The 25,655-nt window shown below is 70.6% G+C and carries 23 protein-coding genes, 1 other RNA gene and 1 riboswitch; of the genes, 11 read left to right on the top strand and 13 right to left on the bottom strand.

Features of this window, described 5'->3' with window-relative positions; all coding sequences use genetic code 11:
• Positions 1-62: 62 nt before the first annotated feature.
• The 5 genes from QTN24_RS02800 to QTN24_RS02780 form a co-directional block, all read right to left on the bottom strand.
• Positions 63-761 carry an SIMPL domain-containing protein gene (locus tag QTN24_RS02800; RefSeq protein ID WP_124683420.1) on the bottom strand — a complete coding sequence of 233 codons (699 nt, stop codon included), beginning with the start codon at positions 759-761 and terminating at the stop codon, positions 63-65.
• Positions 762-899: 138 nt separating this feature from the next.
• A complete protein-coding gene (locus QTN24_RS02795) occupies positions 900-1,373 on the bottom strand; it encodes an EVE domain-containing protein (protein WP_313835240.1) in 474 nt (157 codons plus the stop codon).
• 91 nt (positions 1,374-1,464) lie between these two features.
• Positions 1,465-1,681: non-coding RNA, 6S RNA (ssrS, locus tag QTN24_RS02790), on the bottom strand.
• A gap of 318 nt (positions 1,682-1,999) precedes the next feature.
• Positions 2,000-2,323, bottom strand: a complete 324-nt coding sequence (locus QTN24_RS02785) for a cell division protein ZapA (protein ID WP_124683422.1) — start codon at positions 2,321-2,323, stop codon at positions 2,000-2,002.
• Complete coding sequence (locus QTN24_RS02780; protein WP_124683423.1) at positions 2,320-2,640, bottom strand: hypothetical protein; 321 nt, start codon at positions 2,638-2,640, stop codon at positions 2,320-2,322. Before QTN24_RS02780 ends, QTN24_RS02785 begins: the two co-directional genes overlap by 4 nt.
• Positions 2,641-2,847: 207 nt before the next feature.
• Positions 2,848-3,145, top strand: a riboswitch (cobalamin riboswitch).
• 71 nt (positions 3,146-3,216) lie between these two features.
• On the opposite strand from QTN24_RS02780, the gene QTN24_RS02775 reads away from it, so the two are divergent.
• The 7 genes from QTN24_RS02775 to QTN24_RS02745 are packed head-to-tail and all read left to right on the top strand — an operon-like array spanning position 3,217 to position 10,032.
• Positions 3,217-5,142 (top strand): TonB-dependent receptor plug domain-containing protein, encoded by a 1,926-nt coding sequence (locus tag QTN24_RS02775; RefSeq protein WP_313835239.1) that lies wholly within the window; start codon positions 3,217-3,219, stop codon positions 5,140-5,142.
• Between the two features lie 3 nt (positions 5,143-5,145).
• Complete coding sequence (locus QTN24_RS02770; RefSeq protein ID WP_313835238.1) at positions 5,146-6,153, top strand: iron ABC transporter permease; 1,008 nt, start codon at positions 5,146-5,148, stop codon at positions 6,151-6,153.
• Positions 6,150-6,968, top strand: a complete 819-nt coding sequence (locus QTN24_RS02765) for an ABC transporter ATP-binding protein (protein WP_313835237.1) — start codon at positions 6,150-6,152, stop codon at positions 6,966-6,968. The genes QTN24_RS02770 and QTN24_RS02765 overlap by 4 nt, the downstream gene beginning before the upstream one ends.
• A complete protein-coding gene (gene cobO, locus QTN24_RS02760) occupies positions 6,955-7,590 on the top strand; it encodes a cob(I)yrinic acid a,c-diamide adenosyltransferase (protein WP_313835236.1) in 636 nt (211 codons plus the stop codon). Before QTN24_RS02765 ends, cobO begins: the two co-directional genes overlap by 14 nt.
• 15 nt (positions 7,591-7,605) lie before the next feature.
• Complete coding sequence (gene cobT, locus QTN24_RS02755; RefSeq protein WP_313835235.1) at positions 7,606-8,676, top strand: nicotinate-nucleotide--dimethylbenzimidazole phosphoribosyltransferase; 1,071 nt, start codon at positions 7,606-7,608, stop codon at positions 8,674-8,676.
• Between the two features lie 16 nt (positions 8,677-8,692).
• Positions 8,693-9,469, top strand: coding sequence for an adenosylcobinamide-GDP ribazoletransferase (locus tag QTN24_RS02750; RefSeq protein ID WP_313835234.1), 777 nt, complete (start codon positions 8,693-8,695; stop codon positions 9,467-9,469).
• A complete protein-coding gene (locus QTN24_RS02745) occupies positions 9,454-10,032 on the top strand; it encodes a histidine phosphatase family protein (protein WP_313835233.1) in 579 nt (192 codons plus the stop codon). Before QTN24_RS02750 ends, QTN24_RS02745 begins: the two co-directional genes overlap by 16 nt.
• Before the next feature lie 150 nt (positions 10,033-10,182).
• Here QTN24_RS02745 and QTN24_RS02740 read toward each other — a convergent pair whose 3' ends face one another.
• The 4 genes from QTN24_RS02740 to cobU are packed head-to-tail and all read right to left on the bottom strand — an operon-like array spanning position 10,183 to position 13,790.
• Positions 10,183-11,079 carry a cobalamin-binding protein gene (locus QTN24_RS02740; protein WP_313835232.1) on the bottom strand — a complete coding sequence of 299 codons (897 nt, stop codon included), beginning with the start codon at positions 11,077-11,079 and terminating at the stop codon, positions 10,183-10,185.
• Positions 11,069-12,097, bottom strand: a complete 1,029-nt coding sequence (cobD, locus tag QTN24_RS02735) for a threonine-phosphate decarboxylase CobD (protein ID WP_313835231.1) — start codon at positions 12,095-12,097, stop codon at positions 11,069-11,071. The genes QTN24_RS02740 and cobD overlap by 11 nt, the downstream gene beginning before the upstream one ends.
• Complete coding sequence (locus QTN24_RS02730; RefSeq protein WP_313835230.1) at positions 12,094-13,059, bottom strand: CobD/CbiB family cobalamin biosynthesis protein; 966 nt, start codon at positions 13,057-13,059, stop codon at positions 12,094-12,096. The genes cobD and QTN24_RS02730 overlap by 4 nt, the downstream gene beginning before the upstream one ends.
• Entirely contained in the window at positions 13,056-13,790 is a 735-nt protein-coding gene (cobU, locus tag QTN24_RS02725) for a bifunctional adenosylcobinamide kinase/adenosylcobinamide-phosphate guanylyltransferase (RefSeq protein ID WP_124683433.1), read from the bottom strand. Before cobU ends, QTN24_RS02730 begins: the two co-directional genes overlap by 4 nt.
• A gap of 143 nt (positions 13,791-13,933) precedes the next feature.
• On the opposite strand from cobU, the gene QTN24_RS02720 reads away from it, so the two are divergent.
• Positions 13,934-15,415, top strand: coding sequence for a cobyric acid synthase (locus tag QTN24_RS02720; RefSeq protein WP_313835390.1), 1,482 nt, complete (start codon positions 13,934-13,936; stop codon positions 15,413-15,415).
• On the opposite strand, the gene QTN24_RS02715 is transcribed toward QTN24_RS02720, so the two are convergent.
• Positions 15,390-15,944 carry a GNAT family N-acetyltransferase gene (locus QTN24_RS02715; protein ID WP_124683434.1) on the bottom strand — a complete coding sequence of 185 codons (555 nt, stop codon included), beginning with the start codon at positions 15,942-15,944 and terminating at the stop codon, positions 15,390-15,392. The two genes, QTN24_RS02720 and QTN24_RS02715, sit on opposite strands and share 26 nt — an antisense overlap.
• 176 nt (positions 15,945-16,120) lie before the next feature.
• Between QTN24_RS02715 and QTN24_RS02710 the strand changes: the two genes are divergently transcribed.
• Positions 16,121-17,308, top strand: a complete 1,188-nt coding sequence (locus QTN24_RS02710) for a PepSY-associated TM helix domain-containing protein (RefSeq protein WP_313835229.1) — start codon at positions 16,121-16,123, stop codon at positions 17,306-17,308.
• An 11-nt stretch (positions 17,309-17,319) separates the two neighbouring features.
• On the opposite strand, the gene panC is transcribed toward QTN24_RS02710, so the two are convergent.
• The 3 genes from panC to QTN24_RS02695 form a co-directional block, all read right to left on the bottom strand.
• Positions 17,320-18,162 (bottom strand): pantoate--beta-alanine ligase, encoded by an 843-nt coding sequence (panC, locus tag QTN24_RS02705; protein ID WP_124683436.1) that lies wholly within the window; start codon positions 18,160-18,162, stop codon positions 17,320-17,322.
• A 155-nt stretch (positions 18,163-18,317) separates the two neighbouring features.
• Complete coding sequence (locus tag QTN24_RS02700) at positions 18,318-19,226, bottom strand: ScpA family protein (protein WP_313835228.1); 909 nt, start codon at positions 19,224-19,226, stop codon at positions 18,318-18,320.
• Positions 19,227-19,263: 37 nt separating this feature from the next.
• Positions 19,264-19,455 (bottom strand): DUF3460 family protein, encoded by a 192-nt coding sequence (locus QTN24_RS02695; RefSeq protein WP_124683438.1) that lies wholly within the window; start codon positions 19,453-19,455, stop codon positions 19,264-19,266.
• A gap of 175 nt (positions 19,456-19,630) precedes the next feature.
• On the opposite strand from QTN24_RS02695, the gene QTN24_RS02690 reads away from it, so the two are divergent.
• A complete protein-coding gene (locus QTN24_RS02690; RefSeq protein ID WP_313835227.1) occupies positions 19,631-21,502 on the top strand; it encodes an autotransporter assembly complex family protein in 1,872 nt (623 codons plus the stop codon).
• The gene (locus tag QTN24_RS02685; RefSeq protein ID WP_313835226.1) at positions 21,502-25,641 is read left to right on the top strand and encodes a translocation/assembly module TamB domain-containing protein; all 4,140 of its coding nucleotides are present in this window, start codon (positions 21,502-21,504) and stop codon (positions 25,639-25,641) included. Before QTN24_RS02690 ends, QTN24_RS02685 begins: the two co-directional genes overlap by 1 nt.
• Positions 25,642-25,655 lie beyond the last annotated feature (14 nt).

The following is a 25,655-nucleotide window of genomic DNA, read 5'->3' as shown; positions in this document are numbered from 1 at the left end:
CGGATACGGATTTGCGGGATTTGCGCCCGGCCCCCGCGCGGGGCCCGGGCGCAACGGGCCGCTTACTTCACCATCTGCACCGACCCGTTGACCGACACGGTCACCTGGGTCTTGCCGCCTTCCACCGGGATCGGCATGGCGGCGTCTGCGGACATGGCCTTGGCCGCGTACATGCGCGGCATCGGCGGGACCATGCCGCCCTGCTCGTTGACCGCAACCTCGCGGATCGTATAGCCGCTGTAGCCGAACAGCTTGGCGGTGGCCTGTGCCTTGTCGCGGAACGCGGCGACGGCCTGGTCGGCCAGCTTCTGCTCGGCCGCCATGCGGGCCTCGCGCGACAGCGAGAACGCCACGTTCTGCACCTGCATCTGGCCGGCCAGTTCGCCCGCCAGCTTCGACACGGCCGCGAAATCCTTCGACTTGAGCTGGATCTCCGAGCGCCCGCGCCAGGTGCTGATCTTGCCGTTGCGGTCCGTGTTCGGATGGATCGTGAAGCCGCCCGACTGGGCCTCCACGCCCGAGACCCGCTTGGCCTGGGCCAGCGCGGCCTGCGTGCGCTGTGCCAGCGCGCTGGAGATGGCTGACGGCTCCGGGCCTTCCTGCTCGGCGGCCAGGACCATCGTGACGACGTCGGTCGGCACCTCGGTCACGGCCTCGGCGTTGAGCGACAGCACGCCCGACGGTTGCGGCATGGTCACGGTCTGGGCCGACGCCATGGCGGCGCAGGTACCCAACAGCGAAGCGGCCAACAGTTTCTTCATATTGTTCTCCGATCAATGTGATGGCTATCAGATACGGGTTCGCGCGTTTCGTTCCGCGCGCGGGCCAGCAGGGCGATCCAACGGGCGAGCGGCCCGATCGGGGTCAAGGCGGGGCAAGAAAACCGGGCGCCGCGGCGGCTATTTCATCAGCTTTTCGGTGATGTAGCGCCATTCGGCCGGCGTGACCGGCGTGATCGACAACCGGTTGCCCCGGCGCAGCACGACCATGTCGGCCAGCGCATCGTGCTCGCGCAGGGCCGGCAGCGGCACCAGCGCGCTCTTGCTGACGAAACGCACGTCCACGAGCGACCAGCGCGGGTCGTCGGGCTTCGACGCCTTGTCGTAATAGTCGCTCTTGGGATCGAACTGGGTGGGATCGGGGTAGGGCTGGGAGCAGACCTCGGCCAGGCCGGCGATGCCCGGCTCCGGGCACGACGAGTGGTAGAACAGCACGCCGTCGCCGATGCGCATCTGGTCGCGCATGAAGTTGCGGGCCTGGTAGTTGCGCACGCCCGTCCAGGGCAGCGTGCCCTCCCGGGCAAGGTCGTCGATGCTGGCTTCGTCCGGTTCGGACTTCATCAGCCAGTACTGGCGGGCGCGCTGTTCGGCCATGGTCAATGGATGACAGGTCAGATGACAGGTCGGGAGGCGAAATGAAAAAGGCGGTGGTTCGTTGAAACCACCGCCTCTTCATCACTTGAAGGGGGTCCCCGCCTTGGCCGCTGGGTCGGCATCCTGAACCCAAGTGAGGTTCAGAGTGGCTGCGGAAGTCGTATTTCGGGTACATCACCCACTCAGGGAGTCCAGGCTGGGCCCAGACTATGAATGCGGCGACGCGCTCGCCCACACGACATGATCCCGCACCATGCAATGCATATCGGTTCAAGGAGTTATGACCCTCACGAACCAGGCAGGGAAACTGTCAAACGTCTGACCTGTGTTCCTGTGCGTGCAGCACGCTCGGGATGTCAGACGTTTGCCGTTTCAAACTAGGATGGGATGGAAACGGCGGCCAGGCACGATAACCCGACCATCCAGCTGCGTCGGTCGCACGCGCCGCGCAGTGGCTCCACTATACACCGCGAGGTCGGGCATACCAAGTCGGACCTGTCGCGTCGTTACATTTTCCACCACACCTGTCGCCACGCCCACACAGGGCGCGGCATCGGCTTCACATGGCCGTCATATGTGGCCACCGCCGCGCAATTCAAGCATGCGCGGCAGGGTTTTTCAGCGGCTCAGCGGGTGCCCACGTGGGCGTACTGGCGCAGCGCCTCGTCGGCGCGTTCGTTGAGTTCGCGGATGCGCGCGCGCACCGCGTCCACGGGGATCGCGCCGTCCTCTTCCTGCTTGCGGCGGGCCGCCAGCAGGTCGGACGCGATGCTGATCGCGGCCATCACGGCCACGCGCTCCACGCCCTTGGCCGCCACGCTGCCCTTGAGCTTGTTCATCTTGTCGTCGACCAGCGCCACGGCCTCCAGCAGCGCGGCCTCGTTGTCCGGCGAGATCGCGAAGCGATAGGGCTGGCCGGCGATGTTCACTTCCACTTGCTTGTTGCTCATGCATGTTCTCCGGGGGCTTGCTGCGAACCTTCCGCCGCGGCACGCGGGCCGTCGCCCAGCAGGTCGAGCTGGCGCGCATCGCTGGCGGTGGGCAGCTTGTCCAGGATGGACTGGATGCGCAACTGGGCTTCCTCGATCTTGATATTGAGCAGTTCGCGGTCGGCCGCCATGGCTTCGCGGTCCGCGCGCAACTGGCCCGCCTCGGCCTGCAGGCGGTCGATCTCCGCCCGCAGCCGCTGGTTTTCCGCCGCCAGGGTGTCCGCATGGTGCAGCACACGTCCGATCTTGGCGGCCAGTTGTTCGAGTTCGTTGAGCATAGTGCCTGTCGTGTCCGGTAAGGAGTAAGGGTCAGGTTTCGGGATTCTAGCCGATGCACGCACGCTGGCTACCTGCAACAAGCCCGGTGAGACTTGCGTGCCGCACGGAAGTTGCACGGATCGCCGCCGATCGGCCCGATTGCGCGCGTCATCCGGTGGTTATCGGCAACCTGATCCATCGCATTGACGCCAACTTTGAAACTCCCTACACTCGCGCACGTTCCAGGTGCTCGCAGCCCTTTCGCAGGCGCTGCAGTTCAACGGGAAACAGGGAGCCGGGGTGCCGCTGCCAGACTGGATATCGCCAGCCTGGACAGCGCGGCGCGGGCCAACCTGTGCTGCCCCCGCAACGGTAAGCGACCGCGGACACGCTCATGACGAGCGTCGCCCGCAGGGCCGGCCAAGCGCCACTGATCCAATTTCGTCAGCCTCTGGCGATCCGATCGGGAAGGCGGCCTGCCTGATGTCGTCAGCCCGGATACCGGCCTGAAGAACGCGGGCGTCCGCCCCTTGCGGCGCCCATTCGCCAACAGGTCCGCGGGGGAACGGACCCGGCCGTTCTCTTCCATCCTGCTCATGCGTTCCACGCCTTCCAGGTCGACTGCCGCGGCAAAGCCGCCGGTCCGCCTATCCACGTCCGCCATCGTGGCGGCCGTTGCCGTCCTGTCCGCCGCCCCGGTGCCGGGCCTTGCCCAGACCGCGCCGGCCGATGCCGCGCCGTCGCAATCCCAGCCGCAATCCCAGCCGCCGGCCCTGGCGCCCGTCGTCGTCACCGCCTCGCGCACCGCGCAGAGTGTGACCGAGGCGCTGCCGCACACCACGGTGGTGACCCAGGAGGACATCGTCAATTCGCAGGCGCCCGACCTGCGCTCGCTGCTGCGCGGCCAGGCCGGCGTGGAATTCGCCGTCAACGGCGGCATGGGGGCCAACACGTCGCTGTTCATGCGCGGCGCCAACTCCAACCAGGTGCTGATCCTGATCGATGGCGTGCGCGTGTCTGGCGCCAGCAGCGGCACGGCGCAGCTTGCCAACATCCTGCCCGACGAGATCGACCACATCGAGGTGGTGCGCGGCAACGTGTCGGCGCTGTACGGGTCCGACGCCATCGGCGGCGTGGTGCAGATCTTCACCAAGAGCGGCGCCGGCCACGCGCCGGCGGCCAACGCGCAGATCGAATACGGCAGCAACAACACGCGCCAGGGCTCCGTGGGCTATGGCGGCCAGATCGGCGACACCACGTTCAACGTGACCGGGTCGATGTTCAAGACCGACGGTTTCTCGTCGATCAATACCAAACTGCGCCCGACCGCGAACCCGAACGACAACCCGTACGAGAACAAGAGCGTCTCCGGCCAGCTCCGCCACAAGTTCACGCCCGACTGGGACGCCGGCGTGGCCGCGTACTACTCCGACAGCGACCTGTCCTATGACGGCGGCGGCCGCACCGACGATACCCGCCTGCTCAGCAAGCTCTACACGCTGTCCGCGTTCGCCAACGGCCGGCTGACGTCGGCCTGGACCACGCACTTCAAGGTGGCGCAGAGCGAGGACCGTAGCGAGGGCCGCAAGAACGGCCTGTTCGACAGCCTGTTCAGCACGCGCAACCGCCAGTTCAACTGGCAGAACGAATACGCGCTGACGGCCGGCCACAAACTGCTGTTCGGCACCGACTGGCTGCAGCAGGAGCTGACGTCCAGCGCCTACAACGCGCCGTCGCGCAACGTGTTCTCGGTCTACGGCGGCTACGAGGGCCGCATCGGCCGGCACCAGCTCCAGCTGAACGGCCGCAACGACCACTATTCCGACTTCGGCAACCAGGGCAGCTTCTTCGCCGGCTACGGCTTCAACGTGACCGATCAGGTCAAGCTGATCGCCAACGTCAGCAACGCGTTCCGCGCGCCCACGTTCAACGAGCTGTACTACCCCGGCTTTGGCCAGCCGAACCTGCAGCCCGAGCGGGCCAAGTCGGCCGAGGCCGGCGTGCAGGTCGATACCGTCAGCGCCGGCCTGCTGCGCGTGACCGCGTTCGAGACCCGCTACGACGACCTGATCGTGTCCACGCCGGTGGGCGTCGGCAGCGGCATCTACCTGGCCCAGAACGTCAACAAGGCCAAGGTGCAGGGCGTGGAGGCGTCGTGGCGCGCCACGGTCCTGGGCACTGACCTGGGCGCCAGCGTGACGTTCCAGAACCCGGTGGACGAAAGCAGCAACACCCAGTTGCTGCGCCGCGCGCGGCGCCATGCGTCGTTCGATGTGGGCCGCAACTTCGGCGACTGGCGCTTCGGCGGCGAGTGGCTGCTGTCGTCGTCGCGCATGGATTCCGGCTCGCGCCGGCTGGGCGGATACGGTATCGTCAACCTGACCGCCCGCTACAACATCGACAAGCAATGGTTCGTCGCCGCCCGCGTGGAAAACCTGTTCGACAAGGACTACATGCTCGCCTACCCCTACAACACGCAGGGCCGGGCCGGCTTCATCACGCTTGGCTGGAGGCAGAAGTAACCGATGACTGACCTGCGGCGCGCGCTGGCTGTCTGGACGGTCCTGGCCCTGGCCGGCGCGGCCGTGTTCGCGTTGTCGCTGGCCGCGGGCAGCGTGGCGCTCGATGCCGGGCAGCTCTGGCAGGCGCTCTCCGGCGCCGACAGCGGCACGGCCGGCGCCATCGTCCGCGAGCTGCGGCTGCCGCGCGCGGCCGCGGCGTTTGCCTGCGGTGGCCTGCTGACGCTGTCCGGCGCGCTGATGCAGGTGCTGCTGCGCAATCCGCTGGCCGAGCCCTACGTGCTGGGCGTGTCCGGCGGGGCATCCACCGGCGCGCTGATGGCGATGCTGCTGACGCTGCCGGTCTGGATGGTGCAGGCCGGCGCGGCCGGCGGCGCGCTGGCGTCGATGCTGCTGGTGGCCACGCTGGCGCGGCGCGACCTGCTTCACCCGCAGGTGCAGGGCGGCCACCACGAGGCCGGCGCCCGGCTGCTGCTGACCGGCGTGATCCTGGCGGCCGGCTGGAGCGCCGTCATCATGCTGATCCTGGCCATCGCCCCGGAATCGCGCCTGCGCGGCATGCTGTTCTGGCTGACCGGCGACCTGGGCGGCACGGCCAGCTACGGCTGGGCGATGACCACGCTGGTGGTGGCGCTGGCCCTGGCCATGCCGATGGCGCGCGCGCTGAACGTGATGCTGCTGGGCGAAACGGTGGCGCAGTCGCTGGGCGTGCGCGTGGGCCGCGTGCGGCTGGCCACGTTCCTGATCGCGTCGGTGTCGATTGCGGCGGCCATCACCACGGCCGGTTCCATCGGCTTCATCGGCCTGGTGGTGCCGCACATGGTGCGGCTGGCCTGGGGCAACGACCAGCGCCAGTTGCTGCCGGCGTCGGTGCTGCTGGGCGGCACGCTGCTGATGGCCGCCGACCTGATCGCCCGCACCGTGATCGCGCCCGCGCAGTTGCCGGTGGGCGTCATCACCGCGCTGCTGGGCGTGCCCACCTTTCTTTACCTGCTGCTGCGGAGGCCACGATGAGCGCGTGGTACGAACCGCTGGCGGCCTGCCCGCAGCTGGCGCTGCGCGACGTGCGGCTGCAGGCCGGCCCGCGCGTGCTGGTCGACCGGTTGTCGATGTCGATCGCGCCGGGCCAGCTCTGGTGCATCGTCGGCCCGAACGGCGTGGGCAAGTCCACGCTGATGGGCGTGCTGACCGGCCTGCGCGCGCCCGACGGCGGCACCGTGGCGCTGGACGGCGCCGCCATGGGCCAGATCGCGCCGGCCGCGCTGGCCCGCCAGCGCGCCTACCTGCCGCAGGCCGTGCACGACACGTTCTCGATGGCCGTGGAGGATGCGGTGCGCGTGGGCCGCCATCCGCACCTGAGCGGCTGGGGCTGGGGCCGGCGCGACGACGACCGCATCGTGCGCGACGTGATGACCGCGCTGGACCTGGACGCGCTGGCCGCGCGCGACGTGCTCACGCTGTCCGGCGGCGAACGCCAGCGCGTGTCGCTGGCCGCCGTGCTGGCCCAGCAGGCGCCGCTGCTGATGCTGGACGAGCCCGTGTCGCACCTGGACCTGCGGCACCAGATCATGGTGCTGGACGTCCTGCGCCGCCTGACCGCCGCAGGCCGCCACGCCGCCGTGGTCATCCTGCACGACCTGACCCTGGCGCGGCGCTACGCCAGCCATGCGCTGCTGATGGCCGAGGACGGCCCCGCGCTGCACGGCCCCGCGCCCGAAGTCCTGACTCCCGCGCAGTGCTCCCGCGCGCTGCGCACCCCGATCATCAGTCTTAGCGACGGCACGCACACCGCGCTGATCCCCGACGGATACCCCCATGAGCGACATTGAACGAATCGACCCGGCCGACGCCGACGGCCGCGACGCGCGCCACAAGGCACGCATGGTCCGCAAGAAGGAAGTGGTGGATGCAAAGATCGCCGCCGCGCAGGCCGAGCGCGGCGTGATCGTCATCACCACCGGCAACGGCAAGGGCAAGTCCAGCTCGGGCTTCGGCATGGTGGTGCGGGCGATGGGCCACGGCATGCGCACGGGCGTGGTCCAGTTCATCAAGGGCGCCATTCCCAGCGGCGAGGAACTGTTCCTGCGGCGCTTTCCGGACCAGTGCGCATTCCACGTGATGGGCGAGGGCTACACCTGGGAAACGCAGGACCGCGCGCGCGACGTGGCCAAGGCCGAGGCCGCCTGGGAGATTGCGCGCGGCATGCTGCGCGACCCGTCGGTCGGGCTGGTGCTGCTGGACGAGCTGAACATCGCGCTGAAGCTGCACTACCTGGACGTCGACACCGTGATTGCCGACCTGCGGGCCCGCCCGCCGATGCAGCACGTGGTCATCACCGGCCGCGGCGCGCCGCCCGCGCTGGTGGAGGCGGCCGACACCGTCACCGACATGACGCCGGTGAAGCACGCGTTCCAGCAGGGCATCAAGGCCCAGCGCGGCGTGGAAATGTAGCCCGGGAAGCGTCCGATGACCATGACCCCCTTTGCCGATGTCGCGCTGACGCTGCCGCCCGTCGCGCCGCTGGACCAGACGCTGCGCGCGGCGCTGCAGGCCGCCATCGACGACAAGACCAAGCCGCCCGGATCGCTGGGCCGGCTTGAATCGCTGGCGCTGCAGATCGGCCTGATCCGTGGCGACGCGGCGCCCGCGCTGTCCCGCCCGGCCATCATCGTGTTCGCCGGTGACCATGGCGTGGCCGATGCCGGCGTCAGCGCGTTCCCGGCCGAGGTCACCGCCCAGATGGTGCTGAACTTCCTGGACGGCGGCGCGGCGATCAACGTGTTCACGCGGCTGCACGGGCTGGCGCTGGAAGTGGTGGACGTGGGCGTGCGCGCGCCGTTGCCGGCCGCGCCGGGGCTGGTCAACTGCCGGGTGGCGAATGGTACGCGCAACTTTGTCGACGCCCCGGCCATGACGCCGGCGCAGGCCGGCGCGGCGCTCAACGCCGGCATCGCGCGCGTGCTGCGCCATGCGCAGCTTGGCACCAACGTGATCGGCTTTGGCGAGATGGGCATCGCCAATACCTCGGCGGCGGCCTGCCTGATGAGCCGGCTGACCGGGCTGCCCATCGAGGCGTGCATCGGCCGTGGCACGGGGCTGGACGACGCCGGCGTGGCGCACAAGCGCGCGGTGCTGTCGCAGGCGCTGGCGTGCCATGCCGGCGTGACCGATCCGCTCGACGTGCTGGCCACGTTCGGCGGCTTCGAGATCGCGGCGATGACCGGCGCCTACCTGGCCGCGGCGGCCAGCCGGATGGTGATCCTGGTGGATGGCTTCATCGCGTCTGCTGCGCTGCTGGTGGCCGCGCGCATCGACCCGAACGTGCTGCAGTACTGCGTGTTCTCGCATTGCTCGCACGAGCAGGGCCACCGCGCGCTGCTGGCCGAATTCGGCGCCGAGCCGCTGCTGGCGCTGGACCTGCGCCTGGGCGAAGGCACCGGCGCCGCGCTGGCGTGGCCGCTGGTGGCCTCGGCGGCGGCCTTCCTGCGCGAGATGGCCACGTTCAGCGGCGCCGGCGTCAGCAACGCGTCGGCATAGCGGCAAGGGGGCGAGCATGGCCGACGAACTCCGCTTCTTCCTGACCGCCGTGGGCTACTTCACGCGCGTGCCGTTGCCGCAGCGGCTGGCAAGCTGGGTCGGCTTTGCGCCGCACTACCTGAACGCCGCCGCGCGCTACTTTCCGCTGGTGGGGCTGCTGGTGGGCCTGGCCGGCGCGGCGGTCACGGGTCTTGCGTGGCAGTTCTGGTCGCCGCCGGTGGCCATCGTGCTGGGCATGGCGGCCACGCTGCTGCTGACCGGTGCGTTCCACGAGGACGGGCTGGCCGATTGCGTCGATGCGTTCGGTGGCGGCTACCGGCGCGAGGACGTGCTGGAAATCATGCACGACTCCCGCGTCGGCGCGTTTGGCGCGATTGCCCTCGTCGTGGCGCTGCTGCTGAAGTGGCAACTGCTGGTGTCGGTGGAAGACCGCGCCGATGCCGGGCTGCTGGTGGCCGTGCTGGTGGCCGCGCACGGTGCCAGCCGCGCCATGGCGATCACGTTCCTGGCCACGCACGACTACGTGCGCGCCGAAGGCAAGGCCAAGCCCGTGGCGCAGCGGCTGGAGACGCGCAGCCTGCTGTTCGCGCTCGCCTGCGGCGCGGTGCCGCTGCTGCTGATCTCGCCGGTGTTCGCGGCGGTGGTGGTGCTGGTGCTGGCGGGCCTGCGCGCGGCGCTGGGCGCGTACTTCGTGCGCCGCATCGGCGGCTATACCGGCGACTGCCTGGGCATGGCGCAGCAACTGGCCGAACTGTCGATCTACCTCGTGGCGGCCGCATGGAAGTGGTACTGATCCGCCACGCGCAGCCCGACGTGGCCGAGGGCGTCTGCTACGGCCGGCTGGACCTCGCGCTGGCGCAGCCCGTGGCGCCGCTGGCGTCGATCGTCGCCCAGCTCGCGCCGCCGGCGCGCATCGTCACCAGCCCGGCCCGCCGCGCGCGCGACACCGCCACGCTGCTGGCCGATTGCCTGGCCGCGCCGCCGGTCTGCGAGGCGGAGCCGGCGCTGCGCGAGATGGATTTCGGCGCCTGGGAAGGCCAGCGCTGGGATGCGATTCCGCGCGACGCGCTGGACCTGTGGGCCGCCGACCTGATGCACGCCCGGCCCCACGGCGGCGAGAGCCCCGCGCAGGCCATGGCGCGCGTGACGGCCTGGGCCGACGCGCTCGATGCGGGCGCCGACGCGCGGCTCTGGGCGGTCACCCACGCCGGCCCGATGCGCATGCTGGCCGCGCACTGGCTGGGCCTGCCGCTGGCCCAGACGCTGCACTGGTCGCTGGGATTCGCCGCGACGTGCAAGTTCGTGCTGGAAGGTGGGACGGTCAGGCTGGGGTGGTGGAATCGCGTGGCGGGTTGATCGGAGGCTGGCCCTCACCCCCGACCCTTCTGCCACGTTGTGGGAGATGGAAACCATCGGTAATTCAGATGCTGCCGGTTTGCTCCCCTCGCCCGCAAACGGGAGCGGGGCCGGTGGAGCGGGCCAGCGCGTCCCGCACCACCGGCATCCTCACCGCCCCCTGCGCCCCCGCGCCACCTCCAGGTCCTTGCAGATTTCCGCCGCCCCCTGCACCACGCGCGGGCCGGCGCGGTTGACCAGGTCGCCGTCGATGGTGAACAGGTTGTTGCGCGCCACGGCGGTGACCTGCTTCCACTTCTCCCATATCGAAAAATCGGCCAGCGGCTTGTCGGGGCGCGTGGCGCCCATGGCGGCCGTCAGCATGACCTCGGGGTTGCCGGCGATCACCGCTTCGACGGACACGGTGGGCACCAGCGGCGCCTCGGTGGCAAACAGGTTGCGGCCGCCGCAGAGCGTCAGCAGGTCGCTCACAAGGTGCTGGCCGTTCAGCGTCATCAGCGGCTGCTGCCAGACCTGGTAGAACACCGTGACCGGCGAGCGGCCCGCGTAGGTGCGGCGCAGCGTGTCCACCTGCTGGCGGAAGTCGCTCGCGGCGCGGCGGGCGACGGGTTCGGTGCCCATCAGCGTGCCGAGCTTTTCCAGATTCTCGGGGATGGTCTCCAGCCGGCGCGGCTCGCTGTAGAACACCGGCATGCCCAGCGCGCGCAGGCGGTCGGTCTGCTTCTGGGCGTTGCCATGGCGCCAGACCACGATCAGGTCCGGCTTGAGCGCGGCAATGCGTTCCAGGTCCAGCGCCTTGTTGTCGCCCACGCGCGGGATGTCGCGCGCCTGCGGCGGGTAGTCGCTGTAGCTGACCGTGCCGACGATGCGCTCGCCGCCGCCGGCCGCGTAGATCATCTCGGTCACGTGCGGCGCCAGCGAGACCACGCGCCGCGCGGGCTGGGCCAGCGTGACGGTCTGGCCCGCGTCGTCGACCACGGTGATGGCGGCGTGCGCGGGCAGGGTGGCGGCCAGCAGGGCGGCCAGCATGAAGGATTTAAAGGCCATCGGCATCGGGCAGGGGAAGGGTCTTGTCGAGCGCGCGGGCCAGTTGGTCCCACGCCCGGGGCTGGTCCGGCGGCAGGCCGAAACGCAGGCTCGGCGGCTGGCCGCCGGCGGCATCGAAATAACGGGTCCAGACGCGGCACGTCGCCAGCGCCACGTGCAGGCGCCGCGCGTGGGCGTGCGGCACCCAGCAGAACAGCGGGTGCGATGCCACTGCCAGGCCGTGGCCGGTCAGCAGCGTCGCCAGCCGGTGCCCGCTGGCGGCCAGATGGTCGCGTGCATGGGCCTGCCAGCCGGCATCCGCCAGCGCGGTCCGGGCGATGGCGCGGGCCGGGCCCGAGACGGCCCAGTGGCCCAGTTCGGCATCGAGCGCGTCAAGCAGTGCCGGCGCCGCCAGCACAAAGCCGCAGCGGACGCCCGCGAGCCCGAAGAACTTGCCCAGCGAGCGCAGCACGACCAGCCCCGGCCTATCGGCGTGGGGCGCGAGCGAGCCGCCGGGCGTGGCGTCCATGAATGCCTCGTCGACCAGCAGCGTGCCGTCGCGCGCCGCCAGCCGGCGGTGCCAGTGCCGCAGCGTGTCCGGCGGCACGCGGCGCGTGGTCGGGTTGTTCGGCGTGACGACGACCAGATGGTCGAGCGCGTCGGCCAGGTCGTGGCGGCCGAAGTCGGCTTCATCGAGCAGCACGACGGTGTGCCCGGCACGGGCGAAGGCCGGCGCGTACTCGCTGTAGCCCAGCGCGGCGATGCCCACGCGGCCGGGCCGCAGCAGGCGCGGCAGCGTGCGGATGGCCGCCTGCGAGCCGGCCACGGGCAGCGCGTGCGGCGCGCCGTAGTAGCGGGCGGCCAGCGCGGCGAGGTCGTCGTCCTCGGGCAGCCGGTGCCAGGCGGCGGCGGGCAGCGTGGGCACCGGGTAACCGTCGGGATGGATGCCGGTGGACAGGTCGAGCCAGTCCTCGGCCGGCCCGCCGAATTCACGGATGGCCTGGCGCAGGTTGCCGCCGTGGCGGATGGTGAACGTCATGAAGCGGAGATCAGATGGATGGCCGGCACGCTCAGCATCGCCACGCCAAGCCACAGCCAGAGCGTGCGCTGCACCAGCCGCAGGCAGGCCAGCACGTGGGCGGCGCGCGGCGCATCGCCCACGCCCAGCGGCGGGCGGGCTTCCCATTCGCCGTGGTAGCGCGCGCCGCCGCCCAGCGCCACGCCCACCGCCCCGGCGCCGGCCGCCATCACCGGGCCGGCGTTGGGACTGGACCACGCCGGGGCCTGCGTACGCCAGCAGCGCAGCGCCTGCGCGGTGGCGCCCAGCAGCGCATACGACAGCGCGGTCAGCCGCGCGGGAATCAGGTTCAGCAGGTCGTCGATGCGTGCCGCCGCCCAGCCGAACATGGCCCAGCGCGGCGTGCGGTAGCCCCACATCGCGTCGAGCGTGTTGGCCAGCCGGAACACGATGACGGCCGGCGCGCCGCCGATCAGGAACCAGAACAGCGCGCCAAAGATGGCATCGTTGCCGTTCTCCAGCGCCGATTCGCAGGCGGCGCGGGCCAGCGCCTCGGCGTCGGCATCGGCCGTATCGCGCGACACGATGCGGGCGGTCAGCGTGCGCGCGGCGGGCAGGTCGTCGGCGGCCAGTGCATCGGCAATCGGGGCGATATGGCGCGCCAGGCTGCAGGCGCCCAGCGCGAAGTAGAGCGCCAGCACGTGCAGCGTCCACGCCAGCAGCGGATGCACGGCGCCGGCCATGCCGACCAGCCACGCCACGGCGGCGGCGGGCCCGAGCACCACGGCCGACCACGCGAGCAGCCCCGCCGCGCGCTGGCGCAGCGGGTGGCTGCCGGGGCGGTTCAGGCGGTTGGCAACAGCCGTGGCCAGGCGGCCAAAGCCGACCAGCGGATGCCAGCGGCGCGGCTCGCCGAGCCAGCGGTCCAGCAGCACGCCGGCGAGCGCGGCGGCCACGCAGGCCGGCCAGGACAACAGCATCATCGTGCGGCGTGCAGGCGGGAAGGGGGTGGGTCCTTGATCGCGACCGGGATGCCGGCCACGAGCAGCCGCACGCGGTCGGCGGTGGCGGCCAGCTTCTGGTTGAGCCGGCCCAGTTCGTCGACGTAGAAGCGGGTGATGGCGCCCATCGGCACCACGCCGAAGCCGATCTCGTTCGAGACCAGGATCACGTGGCCGGGCAGCATCGGCAGCGCGGTCATCAGCGCGTCGATTTCCTCGGTAAAGGCCGGCGGCGGCGTGATGACGCCGTGCTCGGGGTAGTCGCGGCCGTCGCCGAAGATCAGGTTGTTGAGCCACAGCGTCACGCAGTCCACCAGGATGCAGCCGTCGTGGCGCGCGTGCGCGTAGAGCGCGTCGGCCAGGTGCACGGGTTCCTCGACGAGCGTCCAGTCTGCCGGGCGGCGTGCCCGGTGCAGCGCGATGCGGACTTCCATCTCCTCGTCGGCCGGTTCGGCGTTGTGCCGGGCCGTGGCGATGTAGGTGACCGGCCCGCGCGTCAGCGCCGCGTGGTCGGTGGCCAGTTGCTCGGCGAAATGGCTCTTGCCGGAGCGCGCGCCGCCGAGCACCAGCGTCAGCTCGCGCGGCGCGGCGGTGCCGGCCTGCGGCTGCGGGGCCGGGGCGGTGTCGGGTTCGACGTCCGCGGCCGCGCCTGCCGAAGCCGGCTCGGTGGTGGCCGAGAGATTGAGCGCCCGAGGCGTGGCGGGGGTCTTCATCGGGCGTATTGTAGCCGCCGCATCCGCGCCCCGCACGCACGGTTTTTGCAGGCCGGCGCCCGCCGCGCCAACCCTGCTGCGATAATCGCGCGATGCAAAATCCTCCGTTCCCGTTTGCGCCGCGTGCCCTGCGCGGCACCCTGATGGTCCAGGGCACCACCTCGGACGCCGGCAAGAGCACCGTGGTGGCCGGGCTGTGCCGCGTGCTGGCGCGCGCCGGCGTGGCCGTGGCGCCGTTCAAGCCGCAGAACATGGCGCTGAACAGCGCGGTGACGGTGGATGGCGGCGAGATCGGCCGCGCGCAGGCGCTGCAGGCCCAGGCGGCCGGGCTGGCGCCGCACACCGACATGAACCCGGTGCTGCTCAAGCCCAGCAGCGACATCGGCGCGCAGGTCATCATCCACGGCCGCGCCCGCATGGACCTGGACGCCCGCGCCTACCACGCCTACAAGCCGCAGGCGATGGCGGCGGTGCTGGAAAGCCATGGGCGGCTCGAACGGGCGTACGACGTGGTGCTGGTGGAAGGCGCCGGCAGCCCGGCCGAGGTGAACCTGCGCGACCGCGACATCGCCAACATGGGCTTTGCCGAGCGCGTGGACTGCCCGGTGGTGCTGGTGGCCGATATCGACCGGGGCGGCGTGTTCGCGCATCTGGTCGGCACGCTGGACTGCCTGTCCGACAGCGAGCGGGCCCGCGTGAAGGGGTTCGTCATCAACCGGTTCCGGGGCGATATCGCGCTGCTGCAGCCGGGGCTGGACTGGCTGGCCGCGCGCACGGGCAAGCCGGTGTTCGGCGTGCTGCCGTACCTGCACGGGCTGCACCTGGACGCCGAGGACGCCATTGCCAGCGCGCAGGTGGCCCGGCGCGACGGCCAGGCGCTGCGCGTGGTGGTGCCGGTGCTGCCGCGCATCTCCAACCATACCGATTTCGACGCGCTGCGCGCCCATCCGGACGTCAACCTGCAATTCATCGGCCCGGGCCGCCCGATGCCGCCGGCGGACCTGGTGATCCTGCCCGGCAGCAAGAGCGTGCGGGCCGATCTGGCGTTCCTGCGCGCCAACGGGTGGGACCACGCGCTGCTGCGGCACCTGCGCTATGGCGGCAAGCTGCTGGGCATCTGCGGCGGCATGCAGATGCTGGGGCGGCGCATCCATGATCCCGATGGCCGCGAGGGGCCGGCCGGCAGCAGCGACGGGCTGGGACTGCTCGACTTCGACACCACGCTGGCGCCCGAGAAGCAGCTACGGCGCGTGCACGGTGAACTGGCGGCCGGCGGCGCGGCCGTGGCGGGCTACGAGATCCATCTGGGGGTGACGCAGGGGCCGGCGCTGGCGCGGCCGGCATTGTGGCTGGCGGAGGGGGAGGCGGGCGCGGGGCGTCGGCCCGACGGGGCGGTGTCCGAAGACGGCCAGGTCATGGCGACCTACGTCCACGGCCTGTTCGACCAGCCGGACGCCTGCGGCGCGCTGCTGCGCTGGGCCGGGCTGGCGCACGCCGGCGGCGTGGACCTGGACGCGCTGCGCGAGGCATCGATCGACCGGCTGGCGGCCAGCATGGCCGAACACCTGGACCTGCGCGCGATGCTGGCCCCGCTGGCGGCTACGGCCCCGGTGCCAGGCGGCTGACCAGCGCGTCCACGTCGTCCCAGCTCACGCGGCGCACGGCCACCATCAGGTCGGTGCCGGGGAACGGGTCTTCGAAGACGTCCGATTCCACGCCGCCCAGGCGCCGGTAGAAATCGCGCGCCTGGGTGTTGCCATCGAGCACGTACAGGAACAACGGCCGGCCCGGCCACTGGCTGGCCACGCGCGTGGCGCAGCAGGCCATCAGCGTCTTGCCGTAGCCGCGGCCATGGTACGCCGGCATCACATGCAGATTGTCCAGGTAGATGCCGTAGCCGGGCTCGGCCAGTGGCATCAGGCACGAGAAGCCGGCCGGGTTGCCGTTCACGCGCAGGATGGTGGCTTCCAGCGGCGCCTCGGCCCCTTCGAGCATGCGGGCGCGCCAGGTGGCCAGCCGTTCGGCGGGGGCGTGGACGTCAAGATATTCGGCGGGAACCAGGCCGGCATAGGCGTGGCGCCAGCTGTCCGCGTGCATGGCGGCAAGCAGGTCGGCATCGGCCGGAGAGGCGGGAAGCAGTTCGATCAAGGGCATGGCAGGGCGGGGGCGGCACCCGGATGACGTTGGAATGCGGTGCGGCCACGATCTTAACGTCACGCTGCTAGAATCGCGAATTCTTCGCATTTGCATTAGCGCGCTGGCGCACAGATGCGAGGGCCAAAATGCCCGATGCCCCGCGGCCAGCGCGGCATCCCAGAACAAAGAGTCACATGGTCTCCGGCCGCCTGCGCACCGTCCTCGTCAAGCTTCACCTCTACATCGGCCTGGTATTCGGCCTGCTCTTCGTCCTGATGGGCCTGACCGGCACGCTGATCTCGTGGCGCGACGACATCGACAAATGGCTGAATCCTGATCTGCTGCAGGGCGTGTCGGCCACCCGCATCCCGGTGGGGGCCGCGACCGTGGAATCCGTCACGGCCAGGCTGATGGCCGACCCGCGCTATGGCAAGCCGAACCTGCTGATTCTGCCAATCGACGAGCACGACGTGTTCATCGCCTACTACCCGATCCAGGGCGCGCAGGCGGCGCCGGGGCGGTCGCGGCAGGTGATGATCGACCCGATCACGCTGGCCGTGAAGGGCGAGCGGCTGTTTGGCGTGCCGGGGCTGTCGCGCCAGCAGATCATGCCGACGCTGTTCCACCTGCACCGCTACCTGCTGTCCGGCGAGACCGGCAAGACCATCGTCGGCGTGACCGGCATGGTGCTGCTGCTGAGCGTGCTGCTGGGCGTGGCGCTGTGGTGGCCGAAGTCGCGGCTGCGCGCGTGGAAGCAGTCGGTGCGGATTGCGCACGGCGGGTCGTGGTCGCGCTTCACCTATACGTTCCACCGCGCCGGCGGCATCTTCGCCGCGCCGGTGCTGGCCGTGATCGCGTTCTCGGGCTGGTACCTGAACCTGCCGAAGTGGGTCACGCCGATCATCGGCAGCGTGATGACGGTGAGCGCGCCGGCAAAGCACCAGTCGGACCCGCCGCCGCCCGGCGCCCACGCGATCACGCCGGCGCAGGCCATGACGGCCGCCCAGCGCCAGTTCCCGGGCGCGCAGGTCACGCGGATCAGCCTGCCGCGCAAGCCCGGCGACGCCTATGAGGTGCGGCTGCGCCAGGAGGGTGAGCTGCAGGCCGACAGCGGCGCCACGCGGCTCTGGCTGGACGCCTACACCGGCCGCCCGCTAGGCGCCCGCGACCCGCGCGACGCGCAATCGGGCGATGCCTTGATCTTCTGGCTGTTCCCGCTGCACACCGGCGAGGCGTTCGGCACCTACGGCCGCGTGTTCATCACCGCGTTCGGCCTGATGCCGCTGGCGTTTGCGCTGACGGGCGTGCTGATCTGGTGGAAACGCCGCAGCGGCCATCAGCGGCATCTGGAACGCGAACGGGCGCGGCTGAAGCGGGGGTAGCGGAAAGCGCTTCAGATTTCCAGGTTGTCGATCAGCCGCGTGTTGCCCAGCTTGGCGGCCGACAGCACCACCAGCGGCTCGCCGGCGGCGAATTCCTCGCGGGTGGGGGCCTGGAGGTTGCTGCGTTTGCGGATCGACACGTAGTCGGGGTTCCAGCCGCGCGCCTGCAGCCGGGCCAGCGCGTCGGCTTCCACGGCCAGCAGGTCGACGTTGCCGTTGCCCAGCACGGTGTCGCGCACCTCGTGCAGCGTCTTGTAGAGGACCGGCGCCTCCTTGCGGTCGGCCTCGCCCAGGTAGCGGTTGCGCGACGACAGCGCCAGGCCGTCCTCGGCGCGCACGGTCTCGGCCGGGATGATGTCCACGGGCAGCGCGAACTGCTGCGCCATGCGCCGCACGATCATCAGTTGCTGGTAATCCTTCTTGCCGAACACGGCCACGCGCGGCTGTACGCAGCAGAACAGCTTCATCACCACGGTGCAGACGCCCTTGAAGAACCCCGGGCGGAACTCGCCTTCCAGGATGTCGCCCAGGTCGTGCGGCGGGTCCACGCGGTATTCCTGCGGCACCGGGTACATGTCCGATTCGGTCGGGGCGAACAGCACGTACACGCCCTCGCTCTGCAGCTTCTCGATGTCGTCCTGCAGCGTGCGCGGGTACTTGTCGAAATCCTCGTTCGGGCCGAACTGCAGGCGGTTGACGAAGATCGACGCCACCACGGGGTCGCCGTGCTGGCGCGCCAGGCGCATCAGCGACAGGTGGCCTTCGTGCAGGTTGCCCATGGTGGGCACGAAGGCCACGCGGTTCTGGCCGCGGAGCTGGTCCCGCAGCGCCTGGATGGAGGAAATGACTTTCATGAAATGTGGTGTGCCGTCGTGGTTGAGCGTGCCGCTGCGTGGCAGCGTGCGTGCCGGACTCTAGGGAACACAGTGGCCGGCTGTCGGCGGATTGTAGAGCATCCGCGCCGGTTCAGGCCGGCAGCCCGCGGCAATTGTTCCGCCCGGTGGAAGGATCAGGCCGGCGTGTACGCCAATCGCACATAAATCGGTGCGAACGGCTCTGCCTGGGTAATCTCGACCAGCGCCTCGCGCGACAGCTCCAGCATGGCGATGAAGTTCACCACCACCACGGGCACGCCCTTGCCGGAGCGGATGGCGTCCTCGAACAGCTCGCTGAACTCCATGAAGCGGGCGTGTTGCAGGCGGCGCAGGATCTGGCTCATGTGCTCGCGCACGGACAGTTCCTCGCGCGAGATCTTGTGGTGCTGGTTCAGCTTGGCGCGCTTGAGCACGTCGGCCCAGGCGGACTGCAGGTCCACGGTTTCCACGTCGGGAAAGCGCGGGGCGATGCTCTGCTCGATGTAGACCTGCGAGCGCAGGAAATCGCGGCCAAGCTGGGGCACGGTGTCCAGCCGCTGGGCGGCCAGTTTCATCTGCTCGTATTCCAGCAGGCGGCGCACCAGTTCGGCGCGCGGGTCCTCGGCTTCCTCGTCGCTGTCGGCCTTCTTGACCGGCAGCAACATCCGCGACTTGATCTCGATGAGCATCGCGGCCATCAGCAGGTACTCGGCCGCCAGTTCCAGGTTGCGCTGCCGGATCTGGTCGACGTACGAGAGATACTGGCGCGTCACCTGGGCCATCGGGATGTCCAGGACGTTGAAGTTCTGCTTGCGGATCAGGTACAGCAGCAAGTCCAGCGGGCCCTCGAACGCCTCCAGGAACACTTCCAGCGCGTCGGGCGGGATGTACAGGTCCTGCGGCAGCTTGAACAGCGGCTCGCCGTACAGCCGCGCGAACGCCAGCCCGTCGACCATGTCGGCCGGATTGGCCGTGCCGGCGCCGGGCTGCCCCACGCTGGGCAGCGCCACGGGCAGGGTCAGCTTTTCCTGCGCGGCGGGGTCCAGCGGGTCGCTCGGCGGCATCGTGTCGGGTGCGGGAGGGGGTGGGCCGGGTGGCAGATCAGTTGTCGGACGAGTAGACGTACGGCTTCTGGGCCACGCGCGACGCATTGGCGCGGGCGCGTTCTTCCAGGTCGATCGGGGTCTTGTCCCACAGCAGGGCGCGGCCTTCGCGCTGTTCGGCTTCCAGGGACGGGCGCTCCTGCTTGAGGGTCTTCAGGAACTGGGTGATATCCGATTCGTACATGGCCATGGTGAAACCTGTGCCCGCAGGGGGCGGCGTTGGGGATGACGGGGCTGGATTTTACCGTATCGGCACGGGGCGCTGCCGGTCACCCCGCTGAAAACGTCAAATTTGCCCGGACGATGGTCTGGCGCGGCCGGTGGTGTGGTCAAATAGCGACTTGATTCGGGAGCCACTAGGACGGATGACGCTTGATTTGGGCCGGCTGGCCGAACCGACCGTCGCAGCACAGGCGCGGCGCATCCATGGCGGTGCCGGCCGGCGTGCGCGCGCCGCGGCACTGGCCCTGTGCCTGGCCGTCCTGCTGATCGCGGCGCTGCTGGGCGCCCCGGGCCACGCCCACGCGGCCAAGGCCGCCTACAAGGTGGAGATCGACGCCCCCAAGGCGCTCAAGGACATCCTTGAGGAACACCTCGACCTGGCCCGCTACACCACGCGCACCGACATTTCCGACGACCAGTTCCAGTACATGGTGGAGACCGTGGGCGACCAGGTGCGCCAGTTCGCGTCCACCGAGGGCTGGTTCGACCCGGTCACCAAGGCCACCGTGGAAGGTCAGGGCGACAGCCGCGTGGTCCACATCACCGTCGACCCCGGCGCCCGCACGCTGATCCGCCGGGCCGACGTGGAGGTGGCCGGCCCGGCGGCCACCCAGTCGCCGGCGCAGATCGAGGCAATGCGCCGCAAGTGGGGCCTGCCCGTGGGCGACCCGTTCCGCCAGGCTGACTGGGACAAGGCCAAGGAAGACGCGCTGGTGCAGTTGCAGAGCCAGAGCTACTACGGCGCCCGGCTGGCGTCGTCCCGGGCGCGGATCGAGCCCGACGAGCACGCCGCCGACCTGAGCGCGAAGTACGAGAGCGGGCCGGCCTATGTGCTGGGGCCGCTGGAGATCGAGGGCACGCGCCGCTATCCCGAGCAGATCATCCGCAATGTCAACCCGCTGCGCGAGGGCGAGCCGTACCGCGTGGAGCGCCTGCTGGAATTCCAGCGCGCGGTGCAGAACCAGCCCTATTTCTCGAACGTGCAGGTCGAGCTGGAGGAGCCGCCCGCCGCCACCTCGGCCGAGGCCGCCGCGCAGCAGCAGACCGTGACGGCGCCGGTGCGCGTGAAGGTGCGCGAGTACCCGACGCACCGGCTCAGCTCCGGCGTCGGTTTCACGACCGATACCGGCGCCCAGGTCGAAGGCCGCTACTCGTACTACAACCTGTTCAACCGCGCCTGGGTGTTCGACTCGCAGGCCCGGATCGAGCAGAAGCGCCAGTATGCGTTTGCGGAAATGGCCATGCCGCCCGATTCGCACACCTACCGCAACAGCCTCTACACGAGCTACGAGCGGACCATTGACATCGAGAGCACCGACACCAAGAGCTGGCGCGCCGGCCTGAAGCGGTCGCGCTCGCGCGAGAAGTACGACACCACGGTCTCGCTGGACTTCTACTACGACATCCTGACGCCGTACGGCCAGCCATCGCAGTACTCGAAGGCGCTGGTGCCGGCGTTCGCGTGGACGCGCCGCGACGTGGACAACCCGGTGTTTCCGCGCCGGGGCAACGTGATCAACACACAGGTGGGCGTGGCCGCCAAGGGCGCGCTCAGCGACGCCACGTTCCTGCGCGTGTACGGCCGCATCCGGCAGTACGTGCCGGTGGGCAACCGTGACCTGTTCGTCGCCCGGCTGGAACTGGGCGCCAACATGACCTCCGACGACCCGTCGCTGATCCCGGCCACGCTGCGCTTCCGCGCCGGCGGCACCGATTCGATCCGCGGCTACAGCTACCAGTCGATCGGCACGCCGAACGGCCAGAGCGTGCTGCCGGCGCGCTACCTGGGCACCGGCAGCCTGGAATACCAGTACTGGTTCAAGCCGGACTGGGGCGCGGCGGTGTTCTGGGACATGGGCACGGCCACCAACAACCTCGACGGCATCACGATCTACCACGGCGTGGGCGTTGGCGCGCGCTGGCGCAGCCCGGTGGGGCCGGTGCAGCTGGACATCGGCTACGGCATCCAGCAGCGGCAGTTCCGGCCGCATATCTCGCTCGGGGTGGCGTTCTGATGAACATGCCGGACATGCCGCCCGTGCCGCGCGAGGACCGCGACGCCCCGCGCCAGCCGCGCCGGCCCCGCCGCCGCATCTGGAAGGTGCTGGGCTGGACCGTGGCCGTGCTGCTGGCGCTGCTGGTGGCGCTGGCCGTCACGGCCGTGCAGGCGCTGCGCACCGAGACCGGCACGCGCCACCTGTGGAACATCGCCACGCGGCTGTCGGCCGGCATGCTGGCCGGGACGTACGAGGGCGGATCGGTGGCCAGCGGGCTGCGGCTGCGCGACGTGGTCTACGCCAGCGGCGACACGCGCGTGACGGTCGACCGCATCGACGCGCGCTGGCAGCTTTCGTGGTCGCCGCGGCGGCTGCACGTGGAATGGCTGCGGCTGGGCAAGATCGACGCGCGGCTGCCGGCGTCGGCCCCGAGCACCGAGCCGGCCCGGATGCCGGATTCGCTGACGCTGCCGCTGGCTGTCGACGTAGACACGCTGACGGTGGCCGAGCTGTCGCTGTTGCAGGGGCCGCCGGCCACGTCGAGCCCGCTCGTGCTGTCGGACCTGTCCGGCGCGCTGCACAGCGACGGGCAGCGGCATCGCGTGGTCGTCGACCGGCTGGTCACGCCGTACGGCAAGCTGCAGGCCAACGCCCAGATCGGCGGCACCACGCCGTTCCCGCTGTCGGCCGAGGCGCTGCTGGAAGGGCGCTGGAAGGAAGAGACGTATGCCGTTTCCGCCACCGCCAGCGGGTCGCTGGACAGCCTGCGCGCCGAACTGGAAGCCAACGGCGACCGCATCCGCGCGAGCGGCAACGCCGACGTGACGCCGTTCGGCAAGGTGCCGTTCACGCACCTGATTGTCGATGGCGAGCGCATCAACCCCCGGCTGTTCAGCCCCACGGCCCCGCAGGCCAACCTGACCGTCCATGCCGAACTGCGCCCGGTGGAGGCCATCGCGCCGCCGCCGCAGGTGGCCCAGCCCCGGCCCGGCGAATCGACGGCCAGCGCCGTGGCGGCTGCATCGGCCGCGTCGGCGTCGGCGCCGGTGCCCACGCCGGCCGCACCGACCAGGAACCCGCTGGCCGTGGCCGGCGAGGTCACGGTCCGCAACCTGGAGCCGGGTCCGATCGACAAGGAACGGCTGCCCGTGCACGCGGTGCAGGCGCGGGTGGAAATGAGCGAGATGACGCAGACGCTGCGCAACCTGCGCATCACGCTGCCGGGGCGCGCCGAGATCGTCGGGCAGGGCACGCTGCACGATGGGCGCGGCGGCTTTGACCTGGACGTGCGGCGGCTGGACGCCGCGGCGCTGCACACGGGCATGGTGGCGACCAACCTGTCCGGGCCGGTCATCGTGCGGCTGGAGCCGGGCCGGCAGAGCGTGGCGCTGGACGTGGCGGGCGGCGAGATCAAGCTGTTCGCCGATGCGCGGATCGATGCCGAGGCGGTCACGCTGGCGGCGCTGCGCGCGGGGCTGGGCAGCGGTACGCTGACGGCCGACGGCAAGCTCGGGCTCAAGGACGCCCAGGCGTTCGACTTCAAGGGCAAGCTGACCAACTTCGACCCGGCGCGGCTGGCCAGGGTGGCGCCGGGCCGCATCAACGCGGATTTCTCGGCCAAGGGGTCGCTGGCGAACGTGCTGCGCGTGGCGCTGGACTTTGCACTGGGCGAGAGCGAGTACGCGGGGCTGCCGATGACCGGCAACGGCAAGGTGCGCGTGGAGGGCGAGCGGCTGCTGCCCAGCGAGGCGTCGCTGCTGATGGCGGGCAACCAGGTCAACCTCAAGGGCAGCTTTGGCGCGCGGGGCGACAGCCTGCGGGTCAACGTCGACGCGCCGCAGCTGGATCGCCTGAAATTCGGCGTCGGCGGCCGCGCCCGGCTGGACGCCGTGGTCACCGGCACGCTGAAGAAGCCCGAGGTGGTGGGCGACTACAGCGCACAGGCGCTGGTGGTGGGGCCGCACAAGGTGGCCAGCGCCGATGGCCACGTGGAACTGCGCGGCGGGCTGGACGGCACGCTGGCCGCCCGGCTGGCCGCGCGCGACTACCAGGGCCCGCAGGCGTCGATCCGCACGCTCGACGCCACGCTGAGCGGCACGCAGGCCAATCACACGTTCGACGCCCGCGCGGCCGGCACGATGCACGGCCAGGCGATGCAGCTGGCGCTGGCCGGGCAGGGCGCCTGGCGCGGCGAGCAGGGCTGGAACGGCACGATCCGCACGCTGGAAGAGCGCGGCGCGGTGAACGTGCGGCTGCTGGCGCCGGCGCAGCTAATGGTGGCGGACCAGCGCATCCGGCTGGGCCCGGCGCAACTGCAGTTCGCGCGGGCGACGATGCGCGTGGACGGCTTCGAGTTCGATCACGGGCGCATCCGCACGCAGGGCAACTTCAACGGCGTGGAGGTGGCCAACCTGCTCAAGCTGATGGAGACGTGGACGGGCGAGGCGCCGCCGGTGCGCTCGGACCTCGTGCTCGACGCCAACTGGAACCTGAACCTGGCCGAGACGGCCACCGGGTTTGCCGAGGTGCGGCGGCGCAGCGGCGACGCGTCGGTCAACGCCGGCCGGGGCTGGACCACGCTGGGGCTGGGCGAGACGGCGCTGCGCGCGGACTTTGGCGGCAACCGCGTGACGCTGCGCGGCGGCACCACGTCGCAGCGGATCGGCAAGGTGGCCGTCGATGCGTCGGCCGGGCTGGTCACCGAGCAGGGGTTGCTGACGGTGGGGCCGGCGTCGGCGCTGGGCGGCACGGTCACCGCCGACGTGCCGCGCCTGAAGTCGCTGGAAGCGCTGACCGGGCCGCAGTACGCGCTGCAGGGCAAGCTGGCGGCGGCGCTGCGGCTGGCCGGCACGGTCGGCAATCCGCTGCTGACCGGCACCGTGGATGGCAGCGACATCGGCATCACGCTGTACGACCTTGGCATCCGCCTGACCGATGGCGAGGTGCACGTGGTGCTGGACCAGAACACCGTGGAACTGCGGCAGGTGCGCTTTCGCGGCGGCGACGGCACGCTGACGGCCACGGGCGCGGTCAAGCTGGGCCAGACCGATCCGAACATCACGGGCCGGATCGTGGCGGACCGGCTGCAGCTGTTTGCCAGCCCCGAGCGCACGCTGATCGTCTCGGGCGAGGCCGGCATCGCCAACGAGAACCAGCAGCTTGCCATCCGCGGCAAGTTCCGCGTGGACCGCGGGCTGTTCGACCTGCCCAAGGCCAGCGCGCCGGTGCTGGGCGACGACGTGGTGGTGGTGCGCCGCAAGGACGAGCGCGAACTGAAGACGGCGGCCACGCCGGTGGTGCCGGAGTCCAAGCCCGCCAGCCGCTTCAGCCCGCTGATCGACGTGACGATCGACCTGGGCAATGACTTCCGCTTCCGGGGGGCCGGGGCCGACATCCTGCTGGCCGGGCAACTGGGCATCCGCAGCGAGCCGCTGTCGCCGATGCGCGCGACGGGCACGGTGCGCGTGGTGGACGGCACCTACGAGGCATTCGGGCGCAAGCTCGACATCGACCGCGGCACGATCAACTTCAACGGCCCGGTGGACAACCCGAACATGTTCATCCGCGCCATGCGCCGCAACCAGGAGGTGGAGGCCGGCGTGGAGGTGACGGGCACGGTGCGGCTGCCGCGCGTGCGGCTGGTGTCCGAGCCGAACGTGCCCGACGAGGACAAGCTGTCGTGGCTGATGTTCGGCTACGGCGCCGAGAGCGCGGGGTCGAGCCAGCAGCGGCAGTTGAGCGGCAGCGCGCTGGGCGGCGCGGCACTGGGCATGATCGGCGGCAAGGCCGGCAAGAGCGTGGTGTCGCACTTCGGCATCGACGAATTCTCGATCGGGCCCAGCACGGCGGGCCTGAACGACCAGCAGGTGGTGAGCATCGGCAAGGCGGTGTCGGACCAGATCTCGGTGGGCTACGAGCAGAGCCTGACGTCGGCATCCAACGTGGTCAAGCTGACCTGGGCGTTCTCGCGGCGCTGGTCGCTGATTGCCAAGGGCGGGTCGATCAACGGGCTGTCGGTGCTGTTCAACCGGCGCTTCAACAACTGGAGTACGCTGTTTTCCGGCGGGTCGGGGCGGCGTTCGAACGCGGCGGCCGAGGCCGCCGTGGAAGGCGCCAGCGCGCCGGCCGGCGATCCGGTCGAAGCGATCAAACGATGAATCGAAGCCTGCGA

The sequence above is a fragment of the Cupriavidus sp. SZY C1 genome (assembly GCF_032190535.1).
Classification (GTDB): domain Bacteria; phylum Pseudomonadota; class Gammaproteobacteria; order Burkholderiales; family Burkholderiaceae; genus Cupriavidus; species Cupriavidus pauculus_C.
This window is presented reverse-complemented; position numbering and strand designations above follow the sequence as displayed.